Below are 14,110 nucleotides of genomic sequence, written 5' to 3' on the forward strand. Positions count from 1 at the left end.
GATGGATCAATCGCTGATCAACCGCATTGTCGAGGGTGCCCTGCTGGCTTCCAGCCAGCCGCTCACCCTGGCCCAGCTGAAGGACCTGTTCCCGGAAGAGGAACCGGCACCGCCGGGCAGCATCGAACGTGCGCTGGAACGCCTGCGCGAGGCCTGCGAAGGCCGCGGCGTGGAACTGGTCGAGGTCGCCTCCGGCTTCCGCTACCAGGTCACCGGCGAAGTGCATGGCTGGATCAGCCGGCTGTGGACCGAACGCAAGACCCGCTACACCCGTGCCACCCTGGAAACCCTGGCGCTGATCGCCTACCGGCAGCCGATCACCCGCGGCGAGATCGAACAGGTGCGCGGCGTGGCGGTCAGCAGCAACATCATCCAGGCGCTGGAAGAACGCGAGTGGATCCGCGTGGTCGGCCATCGCGACGTGCCCGGCAAACCGGCGCTGTTCGGCACCACCAAGGGCTTCCTGGATTACTTCGGGCTGAAGCGGCTGGACGAACTGCCGCCGCTGTCGGAGCTGAAGGACCTGGGCGAGCTGGAACCGCAGCTTGCCCTGGACCGCGATGCGCCGGCCGTCGCCGGTGCCGAGGGTCCGGACATCTCGGCCGGCGCCGATGGCGCTGCCGCGAACGATGATGCCAGCCTGGCCGGCAGTGACACCCCCGATTCCGCCGATGCAGCCCCTGCGTCGGCCACCGATGAGCAAGCACCTTCGCCCCTCGATGATGGGCACCCCGATTCCGCGCCGGGCGAGCGCGCGGTGCCCCTGAACGAACGCGAAGACAACGCCGTCGCGATGACGACCGTGGCTGTTGACCAAGCCGATTCCGAACCAGAGGCCGACCTCGAAACCGTCGGCCGGAGCAAAACTGATGAGTGACACCCCCCGTAACAAGCTCTCGCTGAAGCGCGAAGCCACCTCCGAACAGTTCAAGCTGGAAGAACGCCTGCACAAGGTGCTCGCACAGGCCGGCCTCGGCTCGCGCCGCGCGCTGGAACAGCGCATCGCCGAAGGCCTGGTCAAGGTCAACGGTGAAGTCGCGCAGACCGGCATGTCGGTCAAGAGCGGCGACAAGATCGAACTGGATGGCCGCGGCTTCGTCGCCACCGCCCTGGCCGAGCCGTCGCGCGTGCTGGTCTACAACAAGCCGGAAGGCGAAGTGACCACCCGCGATGATCCGGAAGGCCGCCCGACCGTGTTCGAGTCGCTGCCGCCGCTGAAGGGCGCGCGCTGGATCGCCATCGGCCGCCTGGACATCAACACCACCGGCCTGCTGCTGGCCACCACCGACGGTGAGCTGGCCAACGCCATGATGCACCCGTCGTTCGAGGTCGAGCGCGAGTACGTGGTGCGCGTGCGTGCGCCGGAAGGCGAGGAAAAGGTCTCTGACGCCATCGTCGACCGCCTCACCCGTGGCGTCGCGCTGGAAGACGGCCCGGCCAAGTTCGATGAGATCGAACGCATCGGCGGCACCGATTCGCACGACTGGTTCCGCGTCGTGGTGAAGGAAGGCCGCAACCGCGAAGTGCGCCGGCTGTGGGAGTCGCAGGGCTGCCAGGTCAGCCGCCTGAAGCGCACCCGCTATGGCAAGGTGAGCCTGCCGCGCGAACTGGCCCGTGGCCATTCGGTGGAACTGGGCACCACGCAGGTTGAAGCCCTGCGCGCCCAGCTGAAGCTGGAAGAAGGCGCACCGTCGGCACTGACGCTGCAGCCGGTGATCGGCCAGCGCCGCGCGGCCAAGACCACCGTGCGCGTGCGCGAAGGTGGCCGTGGCAACGCCTACGTCAACGGCCACAACACCGCCGACGAAGGCCGCGAGCTGCGTCGTTTCGACAACGTCCGCGAAGACCGCGGCCGTGGTCGCGGCGGCAAGGGTGGCGGCTTCAAGGGCGGCCTGACGGTCAGCGGTGAAGCGGCAGCCAAGCAGTCGCAGAAGCCGTTCAAGCAGCGTGCGCCGAAGAATGATCGTTCGCTGCCGGAAGGCAATCCGGCCGCGTTCCGCACCTGGTACGTGCCGGATGGCGTGAGCACCGGCCCGAGCGGCCATCGCAACGCCGGCCCGGGCGCACGCGGCCCCGGTGCCCGTGGTCCGGGTGCAGGCGGCCAGGGCCGTCCGTACGGCAAGCCGAAGGGCCCGGGCGCAGGCGCCGGTGGCGGCCAGGGCCGTGGCGGTTTCGGCGGCGAAGGCCGTGGCGGCGCAGGCGGCCAGGGTCGTCCGGCCGGTGGCGGCAACCGCTCGCAGGGCCAGGGCAACAAGCACCCGTACGGCCATCCGGGCAACGCCCCGAGCTTCCCGTCCGACCACGCCACCCCGGGCTTCAACCCGTATGGCAGCCCGAAGCCGGCACAGGGCGCCCGTCCGGGCGGTCGCGGTCCGGGCGGTGGCAACAACCGTGGCCCGGGTGGTAACCGTGGTCCCGGTGGTCCGGGTGGCAACCGAGGCCCGGGCGGCCCCGGTGGCAACCGCGGTCCCGGCGGCCCGCGCCGCAGCGGCCCGCGCGGCGGCTGATCGGCAGCCACGTTGAAACGCAGAACCCCGGCTCCGGCCGGGGTTTTTCTTTGAAAAGGGGACGGAGGGGATTAAGTCGTTTTCGCCACGCTGTGCGTCGAAGGGCGAAAGCGACTTAATCCCCTCCGTCCCCTTTTGCGTGGCGCTGGAACGCGGCGGGCGTGGTGCCGGTCATGCTGCGGAAAAAGGCGATGAACGGGCTCTCGGCGGAAAAACCAGTGTCCTGCGCAACGTGCCCGATGCGATGGCCAAGCAGCAGCAGCTCCATGGCGCGCATCAGGCGCCATTGCTGGCGCCAGGCCTGGTAGCCCATGCCGGTGTCGCGTTGCATCAACCGGCCGACCGTGCGCACGCTCAGGCCCGCACGCGCGGCGAGCTCACCCAGTTCAGGCGGCAACTGCTCGGCCAGCGGCAGGCAGCGCGCGATGCGTGGATCGCGTGGCAGCGGCAGGTCCATCGGCGCCACCGGTGCGGCGGCGATCTCCAGCACGCACAACGCCAATTGATGGTGCGCGCGTGGCGCCCGCCAGTCATGGTCGAACGGCGCCTGCGCGATCGGTTCCAGCAATGCCTGCAGCAGGGGGCCGACGCCGATGATCGCCGGCTGCTGCGGCAGCCGTGCCGACAACGTGGCATCGAAATACAGCGAGCGGTAGTCCACGGCCTGGCGCATCTGTGCGCGATGGCGCAGGCCGCCGGGAATCCATGCCGCGCGCGAGGGCGGCAGCAGGCTGATGCGGTCGCCGAAGGTCAGCCGCGTGCAGCCCCGCCGGGTGTACAGCAACTGCGCGCGCGCGTGCTGGTGCCAACCCGAATCATGATCGGCCAGCGACGACGCGATGCCCAGCACCGGTGCGCTCCAGGCATCCGCATCGAAGTGCGCATCCGGTTGCAGCCACGCCATGTCCGATTTCATCCATTTCCTGGCCGGACCGACAGAGTGCGCCACTCCGCCGGCCACCACAATACGCGGCCCTGTTTGCGGAGCACCCGCATGTCGCGTCGCCTGTTGTTGCTCACCATCGCGCTGCTGATGTTCCCCCAGTTGGCGCAGACCCTGTACAGCCCGGCCCTGGCCGACCTCGCCGGGCGCTTCGCACTGCCCCCCGGCGCCGCCAGCCAGGCCATGAGCCTGTACCTGTTCGGTTTTGCCGCCGGTGTCCTGCTATGGGGGCGGCTGGCCGACCATGTCGGTCGTCGCCCTGCCCTGCTCTGCGGCCTGGCCGTGTTCGTACTGGCCGCCTGCGGCGGCCTGCTGGCCAGCACGTTCGGCCAGGTCCTGCTGGCGCAGGCACTGGCCGCACTGGGTGCGGCGGCGGCCTCGGTGGTAACCCAGACCGTACTGCGCGACCACCTGAAGGGTCCGGCGTTGGCGCAGGCGTTCTCGTGGATCGGCATGGCGCTGGCCTTGAGCCCGGCGATCGGGCTGGCACTGGGTGTGCTGCTGGTGGACAGCCATGGCTATGCCGGCGTGCAGGCCGGCCTGCTGCTGATGGTCAGCCTGCTGATGCTCGGATGCGCAACGGGCCTGCGCGAGAGCCGCCCTGCGGAAGTCGCGCACACCCCCATGCTTCCACTGTTGTGGCAACTGCTGCGTGATCGCTGGATCTGGTCACAGGCGCTGCTGGTGATGGCGTTCAACGTGGCGATGTACAGCTGGTACGCGCTGGGCCCGTTCGTATTCGAACGCCTGCACTGGCCGCTGGCCTGGTTCGGTGCCAGCGGCGCGCTGCTGGCGCTCGGCTCGGCGCTGGGTGCATGGGGCAATGCTCGCCTGCTGCGCGCAGGCGTTGCCTCCGCCACGCGCATCCGGCTCGCCGCAGGGCTGGTGCTGGCCGGTGGGCTGTTGGCTGCCTTGCTGCACAATCAGCCGGCACTGGTCGCGGCGATGGTACCGGTGGTGGCCGGGTTCGGCCTGGCCATTCCCAATGTGCTGGGCCAGGCCCTCCGCGGATACCCGCACTGCCTGGGCAGCGCCGGCGCCCTGTTCGGCCTGCTCTACTACCTGTTGATCGGCGTGGCGATGGCCGTGGTCGGCGCACTGCAACTGCTGGCGCCGACACTCATCGTGTGCGGCGTGCTTGCCCTGTGGCTGCAGCGGCCGGCACGGCTCAGCGCCGGCTGATGGTGAAGGCGGCGCCGTCCACGCCCAGATCCCAGCCCTTGCCGGTGCCGGACAGGGCCAGCGAGATGTCGCCCTTGGTCATCACCTGCGCGTTGCTGGACTTCACGGCACCCGCATGCGCGCCAACCGAGGCGTAGGTGCCCAGCAGCTCGTTGACGCTGACGGCGCCGGTGAAGCTGCCACGGCCATTGGTGATCTTCGACTTGCCCACGGTCAGGCCGCCGCCCTTCACTTCGATACGCACCGGCAGGCTGGTGCCGTTGCTGCAGCTGACCGTGCCGTTGCCGGAAGCGGTCTTGTAGATCAGTGACCAGCCGGACAGGTTGTAGCGCAGCTGGCAATCGAGGTTGCCGGCGGCGTGCGCGGCCGGGGCCAGCGTAGCAGCGGACAGGGCCAGCAGCAGGGCGAAGGGCTTGTTCATGGCAGGACTTCCAGTTCGGTCGGACTGCCGGCGAATCTAGCAGCGCGCGCGTGCACGCTGGATGCAGGCGCGCGCGCTGCGTGGCAGGCATTCAGCCGCCGTCGTGCTGTTTCAGGCCTGCTCGTCCAGATGGAAGGCATCAGCATCGAGCATCGCAGGGAAACGCGCGCGATGTGCAGCCAGTGCTTCGGCCGAAATGGTGGTGGTCACCACCTGTTCGCGTTCGCGGATCTCCACCTGCGGCTGGCCGAGGAAGTCGATCACCGCGCTGTCGCCGGCGTAGTGCAGCTGGTTGCCGTCCACGCCAACGCGGTTCACCGCCGCCACGAAGCACAGGTTCTCGATCGCGCGCGCGCGCAGCAGGGTCTTCCATGCATAGGCGCGCGCCGACGGCCAGTTGGCGACGAAGATCTGCAGGTCGAAATCCAGCTGCTGCGGGCGTTCGACGTTGTAGCGGTTGCGGCAGAATACCGGGAAGCGCAGGTCGTAGCAGACCTGCGGATTGATCCGCCAGCCCTTCCATTCCACGCTCAGGCGCTCACGGCCGGCGGCATAGCGCTCGTGCTCGCCGCCGTAGCGGAACAGGTGGCGCTTGTCGTAGTACTGCAGGCCGCCCTCTGGCGTTGCGAACAGCAGGCGGTTGTAGACGCCGTTGCCCTCGCGCAGCTGCACGCTGCCGATCACTGCCGCGTTCAAGACCTTGGCCTGTTCGCGCACCCAGGCCACGGTCGGCCCGTCCATGCCTTCGGCCTGGGCGATGGCGTCGTTGGAGAAGCCACTGGTGAAGGTCTCCGGCAGGATCACCAGCTCGGTACTGCCGGCCAGCGGTGCCAGCAACGCACCGTAGTAGGCGCGGTTGCCGGCCGGGTCATGCCAGCGGGTGTCGCCCTGGACGAGGGAAATGCGCAGGTCCTGCATGTCCGTGTCTCCGCTCACAGAAGGCGCAGGCGTTCGATCGCCGCGTCCATGGTCGCTTCGTTCTTGGCAAAGCACAGGCGCACCAGGCGCTGGCCGGCCGGCGGAGTCTCATAGAACGGCGACAGCGGAATGGCGGTGACGCCCTTCTCGATGGTCAGCCACTTCACGAACTCATGGTCCGGCAGGTCGCTGATCGCCGAATAGTCGACCAGCTGGAAGTAGCCACCCGGGACCGGCAGCGCTTTCAGGCGGGTGCCGGCCAGCTGCTCGCGGAAGCGGTCGCGCTTGGCCTGGTAGAACGCGCCCAGTTCCAGGTGGTGTTCGGGTTCATCGCGGATCATCGCGGCGAAGCCATGCTGCGCCGGGCCGAAGCTGGTGAAGGTGTTGTACTGGTGCACCTTGCGGAACTCGGCGGTCAGCGCCGGCGGGGCGATCGCATAGCCGATCTTCCAGCCGGTGCAGTGGTAGGTCTTGCCGAAGCTGGAGATGACGAACGCGCGCTCGCGCAGTTCCGGGTAGCGCAGCGCCGATTCATGGCGACGGCCGTCGTAGATGATGTGTTCGTACACCTCATCGGAGATCAGGTAGATCTGCGTGCCGCGCAGCAGTTCGACCAGCGCCTGCATGTCCTGCGCCGACAGCATCGCGCCGGACGGATTGTGCGGGGTGTTGACGATCAGCATGCGGGTGCGCGGGGTGATCGCCGCGCGCACGCGGTCCCAATCGACCGCGAACGTCTGCGGATCGAGCGACACATGTACGGCCCTGGCACCGGCCAGGTCGATCGCCGGTTCGTAGCAGTCATACGCCGGGTCCAGCACGATCACTTCCTCGCCGGCACGCACCACGGCGTGGATGGCGTTGAAGATGGCCTCGGTGCCACCGCTGGTGACGGTGATCTCGCTGTCCGCATCGACCTGCGCGCCGTAGCAGTCCAGCGCCTTCTGTGCGATGGCCTGGCGCAGCGGCGCCACGCCGGTCATCGGCGGATACTGGTTCAGCCCGGCGGCCATCGCCCTGGCGGTCTCGTCGATCAGGCGCTGCGGCGCCGAAAAGTCCGGGAAACCCTGGCCCAGGTTGACCGCGCCGTGTTCGGCGGCGAGCTGGGACATCACGGTGAAGATCGTGGTACCGACCTTGGGCAGCTTGGTGGTGGGTTGCATCGGCCTGGGCTGTGGGGGAACAAGGGATCCGAGTTTACGCAATCCGCGCGTCGGTAGCGCCGGCCGGCGGCCGGCAACCTCGGCTGGCAGATGGCGAAATTGCCGGCCAGCGGCCGGCACTACCCTGTGAATTCACCGCTACAATTGCCGCTGCACTCCGGCATGAAGACCTTTGCCCCTTGAACACCCCTGCATTGCTGGCTGCCAGCGGCCTGAGCTTCTCCCGCAATGACGAGCCGGTGTTCGGCCCGCTGGACTTCCATGTGGACGCCGGCGAAGCCCTGCTGGTGCAGGGCGGCAATGGCGCCGGCAAGACCACCCTGCTGCGCGTGCTGGCCGGCCTGGCCCGGCCCGGTGCCGGCCAGGTGCGGATCGACGGCAAGCCGGCCAGCAATGCCGAGCGCGCGCGCTATGTCGCCTACCTCAGCCACCTGCCAGCGCTGAAACCGGACCTCGGCACGCTGGAAAACCTGCATTTCCTGTGCGGCCTGCACGGACGGCGTGCGCGGCAGATGCCCGGCAACGCGCTGGCCATCGTCGGCCTGGCCGGTTATGAGGACACCCTGGTACGGCATCTGTCGGCCGGACAGAAGCGGCGGCTGGCACTGGCGCGCATCTGGCTGTCGCCGGCGCCGTTGTGGCTGCTGGACGAACCCTATGCCAACCTCGACCTGGAGGGCATCACCCTGGTCAACCGGATGATTTCGGCGCACCTGCGCGCCGGTGGCGCTGCGCTGGTCACCACCCACGGTGCCTATGCCGCACCGCCGGTGCGCACCCGCCAGCTCGACCTCGGCGGTGCCGCGTGATCGCGCCGGGCACCGAACCGGGCCTGTGGCAGACCGCAGGCGCCCTGCTCAAGCGCGACCTGCGCCTGCTCTGGCGCCGCCGCGGCGATGCGCTGCAACCGCTGCTGTTCGCGGTGCTGGTGGCGGTGCTGTTCGCGCTGGCCCAGGGCCGCGAACCACAGCTGTTGGCCGCCACCGCCGGTGCAGTGCTGTGGCTGGCCGTGCTGCTGGCCGGACAGCTGTCGCTGGATTCGCTGTTCCGCTCCGACGCCGAGGATGGCTCGCTGGAACAATGGCTGCTGGCGCCGGTGCCGCTGGCCTGGCTGGTGCTGGTGCGCGTGCTGCTGCATTGGGCCACCACTGCGCTGCCGCTGATCGTGGTCAGCCCGCTGCTGGCCGAAATGCTGCATCTGCCGCATGACCAGCTGCCGATGTTGCTGGCATCGTTGCTGCTGGGCACGCCGTTGCTGAGCCTGATCGGTGGCGTGGTCGCCGCGCTGACCGTAGGCATCCGACGCTCTGGTATTCTCGTGGCGCTGCTGTCGTTGCCGCTGTACGTGCCGGTGCTGGTATTCGGTGCAGGCAGCCTGGCGGCAGCCGGACGCGGACAGGATCCAGTCGGCGCGCTGCTGATGCTGGGCGCCGGCCTGCTGGTCGCGCTGGTGCTGGCGCCGCTGGCCACTGCCGCTGCAATACGTATTTCTCTGAGTTGACCGAGCTGAGAGCCAATCCACCCCTGCTGGATAGCCGCCACGCATGAATCCGATTGTCCGCTGGTTCCACCAACTCGGTTCGCCCCCCACGTTCGACCGTTTCGCTGCCCGCTGGTCGCGGGTGTTCTACCTCGCGGCGGTGCCGGTGCTGCTGGTCGGCATGTGGCAGGCGCTGCTGGTGGTGCCACCGGAAGCCAAGCAGCTGGACAGCTTCCGCATCCTCTACATCCACGTGCCCAGTGCCTGGATGAGCCTGTTCGTCTTCGCGCTGATGGCGCTGTATGCGGCCATCGCACTGATCTGGCGGATCAAGGTCTGCGAGATCCTGGCCATGGCATGCGCGCCGATGGGTGCAGGCTTCACCCTGATCACCCTGCTCACCGGCAGCATCTGGGGCAAGGGCACCTGGGGCACCTGGTGGGACTGGGACCCGCGCATGACCAGCGAGCTGGTGCTGCTGTTCCTGTACCTGGGCGTGATCGGCCTGTACCACGCCATCGAAGACCGCCGCAGCGCCGCGCGCGCGGCCGGTCTGCTGGCCATTGTCGGTGTCAGCCTGCTGCCGGTGATCCGCTACTCGGTGGACTGGTGGGGCGGCCTGCACCAGCGCCAGTCGATCAGCGTGTTCGGTGAATCGGCGATCAGCAGCGCGATGATCGCGCCGCTGTGGTGGATGGTGATCGGCACCAAGTTCTGGTTCGCCGGTTCGGTGCTGGCCAAGGCCCGCGCCGACAATCTCGACCGCGAGGCCGGCAAGGCCTGGGTCGGCGGCCGCGTCGATGCCGGACGCCCGGCCCGGGAGGCCCAGCCATGACCCACCTGCCCTATGTGATCGGTGCCTACGCGGTGTTCGTGCTGGTGCTCGGCGCCGATGCCATCGGTTCGTGGCTGCGCCTGCGCGTGGCGCGCCGGCTGGCACTGGCCCGCCAGCAGCGCCAGCAGACCCGCGCCGGCAGGCAGGACGCAGCGGCGCCGTTGTCGACGGAGCTGGAACGATGACCCCGGTACAGCGCCGCCGCCTGGTGTGGGTGCTGCTGGCCCTGCTCGCCTCCGGCCTGGCCACCGCACTGGTGGCGATGGCACTGGAGCGCAACATCGCCTACCTGTACACGCCGTCGGAAGTGCTGCGCGGCGATGTCGATGCACAGTCGCGCTTCCGCCTCGGTGGCATGGTGGTGAAAGGTTCCTTCAACCGACCGGTCGGCTCGCTGGAGGCACGCTTCGAGGTGACCGACGGCGACGCGCAGCTGGCGGTGACCACGTCGCGGATCCTGCCGGACATGTTCGCCGAAGGCACGGCGGTGGTCGCCAGCGGCCGCCTGCAGGACGGCACCTTCGTCGCCGACGAGGTGCTGGCCAAGCACGATGAGAAGTACGTACCGAAGGAAGTGGCCGACAAGATGGGCGACGCCCATCGCAAGCACGACGTGCCGGTGACGGCACCCGAGGTGCGCTGAGTGCTGCCCGAACTGGGTCAGATCCTGCTGCTGTGCGCGTTGCTGGCCTCGCTGCTGCAGGCCGGCCTGCCGCTGGTGGGCGCGCAGCGCAACAATACGGCGTGGATGGCGGTGGCACGACCTGCCGCGTTCGCGCAGCTGCTGCTGGTCGCCGGCGCGTTCGCGGTACTGACCGCCGCGTTCGTGCAGCAGGACTTCTCGGTGCGCTACGTGGCCGAGAACTCCAATTCGCTGCTGCCGATGGTCTACCGCTACTCGGCGGTCTGGGGCGCGCACGAGGGCTCGCTGCTGATGTGGGCGCTGGTGCTGGCGCTGTGGACCGGCGCGGTGGCGCTGTTCTCGCGGCACTTGCCGGCACCGGTGCAGGCGCGCGTGCTGGCGGTGATGGGCGTGGTCAGCGTCGGCTTCCTCGCCTTCCTGATCTTCACCTCCAACCCGTTCCTGCGCCTGAACCCGGCACCGCTGGAAGGCCGCGACCTCAATCCGCTGCTGCAGGACCCGGGGCTGATCATCCATCCGCCCATGCTGTACCTGGGCTATGTCGGCTTCGCGGTGCCGTTCGCCTTCGCGGTTGCCGCACTGCTGGAAGGCCGCGTGGACGCACGCTGGCTGCGCTGGACGCGGCCATGGACCAACGTCGCCTGGGGCTTCCTGACCCTGGGCATCGCGCTGGGCAGCTGGTGGGCCTATTACGAGCTGGGCTGGGGCGGCTGGTGGTTCTGGGACCCGGTGGAGAACGCCAGCTTCATGCCGTGGCTGGTCGGTGCGGCATTGATCCATTCGCAGGCCGTCACTGAAAAGCGCGGCACCTTCGGCAGCTGGACCCTGCTGCTGGCGATCGCCGCCTTCGCGCTGTCGCTGCTGGGCACGTTCCTGGTGCGCTCCGGCGTGCTGACCAGCGTGCATTCGTTCGCCGCCGATCCCTCGCGCGGCTTGTTCATCCTGGTGTTCCTGTCGGTGCTGGTCGGTGGCAGCCTGCTGCTGTACGCGCTGCGTGCCAGCCAGCTGAGCGTGGACGCCGAGGACCCACGCCGTGGCTTCACCGCCACCTCGCGCGAGACCCTGCTGCTGGCCAACAACCTGCTGCTGGCCACCGCCTGCGCGATGGTACTGCTCGGCACGCTGTACCCGCTGCTGGCCGATGCGCTGTCGCTGGGCAAGATCTCGGTCGGCCCGCCCTACTTCGGCAGCCTGTTCCTGCTGCTGATGGCGCCAATGATCCTGCTGCTGCCGTTCGGCCCACTGGTGAAATGGCAGCGTGACCAGCCCTCGCGCGCCTTCGCGCTGCTGGCACCGTGGCTGGGCCTGGCGCTGCTGCTGGGCGCGCTGGCCTGGTGGCAGGCGCCGCAGAACGGCTGGAAGGCCGGCATCGGCGTGGCCGCTGCGGCCTGGGTCGCACTCGGTACCGCACGCTTCGTCTGGCAGCGACTGCGCGGCAACGGCCGCTTCACCGCCGAAATGCTCGGCATGATCGTTGCCCACGCCGGCATCGCCGTGTTCCTGGCCGGCGCGCTGCTGGTGGAAGCCTTGAACGTGCAGCGCGAAGTGGCGCTGGCCCCGGGCCAGCAGCTGGTGGTCGGTCGCAACGAAGTGCGCTTCGAAGGCGTGGACCATCGCGAAGGCCCCAACTTCATCGCCGACCGCGGCCACCTGCGCGTGTTCCGCGACGGCCGCGAGCTGGCCCTGCTGCACCCGGAGAAGCGCCAGTACGCCAGCGGCGGCCAGGTGATGACCGAGGCCGGCATCGATGCACGCTTCAATGGTGACGTCTACGTGGCATTGGGCGAGCCGCTGGGCAACAATGCATGGGCGGTCCGGGTGCACATCAAACCGTACGTGCGCTGGATCTGGCTGGGCGCGCTGTTGATGGCCCTGGGCGGATTCATCACCGCCGCCGATCGCCGTTTCCGTCGTCCGTAGGAGTTCCCATGTCTGAGTCCCCCACCCCGCGTCCCTCCCGCCCGCTGCCGCCGGTAGCCATCGTGATCGGCGTGCTGTTCTTCTTCGGCCTGCTCGGGCTGATGATCTACGGGGTGATGAAATCAGGCGATCCGCAGCGCGACGTACTGCCGTCGGCACTGATCGACAAACCGGCGCCGGCATTCGCGCTGCCGGTGCTGCACGACCCGGAAATGATCGTGCACAGCGACGACCTGCGCGGCGCGCCCTACCTGCTGAACGTGTGGGGCAGCTGGTGCGCGGCCTGCCGCGAAGAACACCCGGTGCTGACCCGCTTCGCGGAAAGCAAGCGTGTGCGCGTGATCGGCTACAACTGGAAGGACGACCCGACCGACGCGTTGCACTGGCTGGAACAGCTGGGCAACCCGTTCATGGTCGTGCTCAGCGATGTCGAGGGCCGTACCGCGATCGACTGGGGCGTGACCGCCGCACCGGAAACCTTCCTGGTCGATGGCAGCGGCATCGTGCGCTGGAAGTACAGCGGTGCGATGACCCAGCGCGTGGTCGACGAGAAGCTGATCCCGGCGCTGCAGAAGATCGAGAAGGCCCAGGGCAGTGCCGGCAACACCCTGCATACGGCGCCCTGAACCCATGCGCTGGCTGCTGGCGTTGCTGCTTCTGACGCTGCCGCTGGCCGCGCTGGCCCAGCAGCCGCTGCACGATCCGCAGCCGCTGCAGTTCCGCGATGACGCCGAGGAACGCCGCTTCCATGACCTGGCCGCACAGCTGCGCTGCGTGCAGTGCCAGAACCAGTCGCTGGCCGATTCCAACGCGCAGATCGCCCAGGACCTGCGCCGCGAGGTGCTGCAGCTGATGCAGCAGGGCCACGACGACGCACAGATCAAGCAGTTCCTGGTCGCGCGCTACGGTGAGTTCGTGCTCTATCAACCACCGTTGCAGCCGGGCACCTGGCTGCTGTGGGGCGGCCCCCTGCTGGTGCTCGGCGCCGGTGCACTGGTGGTGCTGGGCATCGTCCGCCGACGTGGACGCACCGTCGGCGCGGCGCCGGCCGGCAAGGCCGATGAAGGAGACGAATGGTGAACCATTGGCTGCCGATGCTGGCCGGGCTGGTCGCGGCGCTGATGGCGGCGCTGGTGCTGTGGCCACTGCGCCAGCGCGGTCGGCGCGGTTTCGTGGTCGGCGTGCTCGCGCTAGGCGTGGCCGGTGCCTGCCTGTACCTGCTGATCGGTGATCCGCGTGCAGCACAGGTACAGCCGACGCCGTCGGTAGCCTCCCTGCGCGATGGCGTGCAGGCCCTGCAGGACGCACTGGAGCGAGACCCGCAGCGGGCTGATGGCTGGGCGCTGCTGGGCCGGTCGCAGGCCGAACTGGGCAACGCCGCAGCCGCGGCGGATGCCTTCGCGAGGGCCGCCGCATTGGCACCGGATGATCCGGGCGTGCTGGTGGAAGCCGCGCAGGCGCGCGCGCAGGCTGATGCCGGCAAGCAGTTCGATGACACCGCAATGGCCTGGTTGCAGCAGGCGCGCGCACAGGCTCCCGATGCCGAGCGCGCCAGCTGGCTGCTGGGCATCGCCCTGCGCCAGCGCGGAAAGAACGCCGAGGCCGCGGATGTGTGGAGCGGCCTGCTGCCACGACTGGAGCCGGGTGCCGCGCAGGCGCTGCAGGCACAGATCGCCATCGCGCGCGAGGCCGCTGGCCGGGCGCCCGATGCTGGCGCTGCGGCGCCACCGGCGCTGCTGCAGGTGCGCGTGCAGCTGCCGGCACTGAAGAACGCCGAGTGGCCAGCCAGCACCCAGGTGTTCGTGCTGGCCCGTGCCGTCGGCGGCCCGCCGATGCCGGTGGCCGCTCGCAAGCTGCCGCTGAGCGGATTCCCGGACACGGTCGGGCTGGGCGACGGTGACAGCCCGATGCCGACCGCACCGCTGTCGGCCCATCGCGAAGTGGAAGTGGTGGCACGCATCTCGCGCAGCGGCAGCGCCAACCGCAGCGAGGACGACCTGCAGAGCGTTCCGGTGAAGGTAAGCCTGCCGCATGAAGGCGTGGTGGAACTGCGGTTCCCTTGACGCTCCGCCCGGTAGTGCCGGCCGCTGGCCGGCAA

At 69.1% G+C, this 14,110-nt stretch carries 16 protein-coding genes; 12 read left to right on the forward strand and 4 right to left on the reverse strand.

The genetic code is table 11. The annotated features are described in order from the left end of the window. Position 1: 1 nt before the first annotated feature. Positions 2 to 877: an SMC-Scp complex subunit ScpB gene (gene scpB, locus AC5JLE_RS16480; protein ID WP_014647755.1), complete on the forward strand. Its 876-nt coding sequence runs from the start codon at positions 2 to 4 to the stop codon at positions 875 to 877. Next, positions 870 to 2,507, forward strand: coding sequence for a pseudouridine synthase (locus AC5JLE_RS16485; RefSeq protein ID WP_164109468.1), 1,638 nt, complete (start codon positions 870 to 872; stop codon positions 2,505 to 2,507). Before scpB ends, AC5JLE_RS16485 begins: the two co-directional genes overlap by 8 nt. A 115-nt stretch (positions 2,508 to 2,622) precedes the next feature. On the opposite strand, the gene AC5JLE_RS16490 is transcribed toward AC5JLE_RS16485, so the two are convergent. Further along, entirely contained in the window at positions 2,623 to 3,411 is a 789-nt protein-coding gene (locus AC5JLE_RS16490) for an AraC family transcriptional regulator (RefSeq protein WP_069116916.1), read from the reverse strand. Positions 3,412 to 3,501: 90 nt separating this feature from the next. Here AC5JLE_RS16490 and AC5JLE_RS16495 point away from each other — a divergent pair, with 90 nt between their 5' ends. After that, positions 3,502 to 4,632, forward strand: a complete 1,131-nt coding sequence (locus tag AC5JLE_RS16495) for an MFS transporter (protein WP_032960096.1) — start codon at positions 3,502 to 3,504, stop codon at positions 4,630 to 4,632. On the opposite strand, the gene AC5JLE_RS16500 is transcribed toward AC5JLE_RS16495, so the two are convergent. The 3 genes from AC5JLE_RS16500 to AC5JLE_RS16510 form a co-directional block, all read right to left on the reverse strand. Further along, positions 4,619 to 5,053, reverse strand: coding sequence for a hypothetical protein (locus AC5JLE_RS16500; protein ID WP_014037831.1), 435 nt, complete (start codon positions 5,051 to 5,053; stop codon positions 4,619 to 4,621). The two genes, AC5JLE_RS16495 and AC5JLE_RS16500, sit on opposite strands and share 14 nt — an antisense overlap. 111 nt (positions 5,054 to 5,164) lie before the next feature. Then, positions 5,165 to 5,971: an amidohydrolase gene (locus AC5JLE_RS16505; protein ID WP_496065484.1), complete on the reverse strand. Its 807-nt coding sequence runs from the start codon at positions 5,969 to 5,971 to the stop codon at positions 5,165 to 5,167. 14 nt (positions 5,972 to 5,985) lie between these two features. Continuing rightward, positions 5,986 to 7,134 carry a pyridoxal phosphate-dependent aminotransferase gene (locus AC5JLE_RS16510; protein ID WP_496065485.1) on the reverse strand — a complete coding sequence of 383 codons (1,149 nt, stop codon included), beginning with the start codon at positions 7,132 to 7,134 and terminating at the stop codon, positions 5,986 to 5,988. 11 nt (positions 7,135 to 7,145) lie between these two features. Between AC5JLE_RS16510 and ccmA the strand changes: the two genes are divergently transcribed. The 9 genes from ccmA to AC5JLE_RS16555 are packed head-to-tail and all read left to right on the forward strand — an operon-like array spanning position 7,146 to position 14,075. Next, positions 7,146 to 7,943, forward strand: coding sequence for a heme ABC exporter ATP-binding protein CcmA (gene ccmA, locus AC5JLE_RS16515; RefSeq protein WP_496065486.1), 798 nt, complete (start codon positions 7,146 to 7,148; stop codon positions 7,941 to 7,943). Beyond that, entirely contained in the window at positions 7,940 to 8,635 is a 696-nt protein-coding gene (gene ccmB / locus AC5JLE_RS16520; RefSeq protein ID WP_496065487.1) for a heme exporter protein CcmB, read from the forward strand. The genes ccmA and ccmB overlap by 4 nt, the downstream gene beginning before the upstream one ends. A 43-nt stretch (positions 8,636 to 8,678) precedes the next feature. Beyond that, entirely contained in the window at positions 8,679 to 9,449 is a 771-nt protein-coding gene (gene ccmC / locus AC5JLE_RS16525; RefSeq protein ID WP_496065488.1) for a heme ABC transporter permease CcmC, read from the forward strand. Continuing rightward, positions 9,446 to 9,634, forward strand: coding sequence for a heme exporter protein CcmD (gene ccmD / locus AC5JLE_RS16530; protein ID WP_005410342.1), 189 nt, complete (start codon positions 9,446 to 9,448; stop codon positions 9,632 to 9,634). Before ccmC ends, ccmD begins: the two co-directional genes overlap by 4 nt. Beyond that, positions 9,631 to 10,092: a cytochrome c maturation protein CcmE gene (ccmE, locus tag AC5JLE_RS16535; RefSeq protein WP_014647764.1), complete on the forward strand. Its 462-nt coding sequence runs from the start codon at positions 9,631 to 9,633 to the stop codon at positions 10,090 to 10,092. The genes ccmD and ccmE overlap by 4 nt, the downstream gene beginning before the upstream one ends. After that, the gene (locus AC5JLE_RS16540; protein WP_496065489.1) at positions 10,093 to 12,012 is read left to right on the forward strand and encodes a heme lyase CcmF/NrfE family subunit; all 1,920 of its coding nucleotides are present in this window, start codon (positions 10,093 to 10,095) and stop codon (positions 12,010 to 12,012) included. 8 nt (positions 12,013 to 12,020) lie between these two features. Then, positions 12,021 to 12,638, forward strand: coding sequence for a DsbE family thiol:disulfide interchange protein (locus tag AC5JLE_RS16545; protein WP_014647766.1), 618 nt, complete (start codon positions 12,021 to 12,023; stop codon positions 12,636 to 12,638). 4 nt (positions 12,639 to 12,642) lie between these two features. Continuing rightward, entirely contained in the window at positions 12,643 to 13,092 is a 450-nt protein-coding gene (locus tag AC5JLE_RS16550; protein ID WP_049405998.1) for a cytochrome c-type biogenesis protein, read from the forward strand. Next, a complete protein-coding gene (locus AC5JLE_RS16555; protein ID WP_496065490.1) occupies positions 13,086 to 14,075 on the forward strand; it encodes a tetratricopeptide repeat protein in 990 nt (329 codons plus the stop codon). Before AC5JLE_RS16550 ends, AC5JLE_RS16555 begins: the two co-directional genes overlap by 7 nt. The last annotated feature ends 35 nt before the right edge of the window (positions 14,076 to 14,110 follow it).

It is taken from the genome of Stenotrophomonas sp. (assembly GCF_059505245.1).

Bases quoted from the DNA above. Each gene is read 5' to 3' on its own strand.
- ccmD (WP_005410342.1), top strand. From the start codon at position 9,446: ATGACCCACCTGCCCTATGTGATCGGTGCCTACGCGGTGTTCGTGCTG.
- AC5JLE_RS16555 (WP_496065490.1), top strand. From the start codon at position 13,086: ATGGTGAACCATTGGCTGCCGATGCTGGCCGGGCTGGTCGCGGCGCTG.
- ccmC (WP_496065488.1), top strand. From the start codon at position 8,679: ATGAATCCGATTGTCCGCTGGTTCCACCAACTCGGTTCGCCCCCCACG.
- AC5JLE_RS16490 (WP_069116916.1), bottom strand. From the start codon at position 3,411: ATGGCGTGGCTGCAACCGGATGCGCACTTCGATGCGGATGCCTGGAGC.
- AC5JLE_RS16510 (WP_496065485.1), bottom strand. From the start codon at position 7,134: ATGCAACCCACCACCAAGCTGCCCAAGGTCGGTACCACGATCTTCACC.
- AC5JLE_RS16485 (WP_164109468.1), top strand. From the start codon at position 870: ATGAGTGACACCCCCCGTAACAAGCTCTCGCTGAAGCGCGAAGCCACC.
- AC5JLE_RS16500 (WP_014037831.1), bottom strand. From the start codon at position 5,053: ATGAACAAGCCCTTCGCCCTGCTGCTGGCCCTGTCCGCTGCTACGCTG.
- AC5JLE_RS16550 (WP_049405998.1), top strand. From the start codon at position 12,643: ATGCGCTGGCTGCTGGCGTTGCTGCTTCTGACGCTGCCGCTGGCCGCG.
- AC5JLE_RS16545 (WP_014647766.1), top strand. From the start codon at position 12,021: ATGTCTGAGTCCCCCACCCCGCGTCCCTCCCGCCCGCTGCCGCCGGTA.
- scpB (WP_014647755.1), top strand. From the start codon at position 2: ATGGATCAATCGCTGATCAACCGCATTGTCGAGGGTGCCCTGCTGGCT.
- AC5JLE_RS16505 (WP_496065484.1), bottom strand. From the start codon at position 5,971: ATGCAGGACCTGCGCATTTCCCTCGTCCAGGGCGACACCCGCTGGCAT.
- AC5JLE_RS16495 (WP_032960096.1), top strand. From the start codon at position 3,502: ATGTCGCGTCGCCTGTTGTTGCTCACCATCGCGCTGCTGATGTTCCCC.
- ccmE (WP_014647764.1), top strand. From the start codon at position 9,631: ATGACCCCGGTACAGCGCCGCCGCCTGGTGTGGGTGCTGCTGGCCCTG.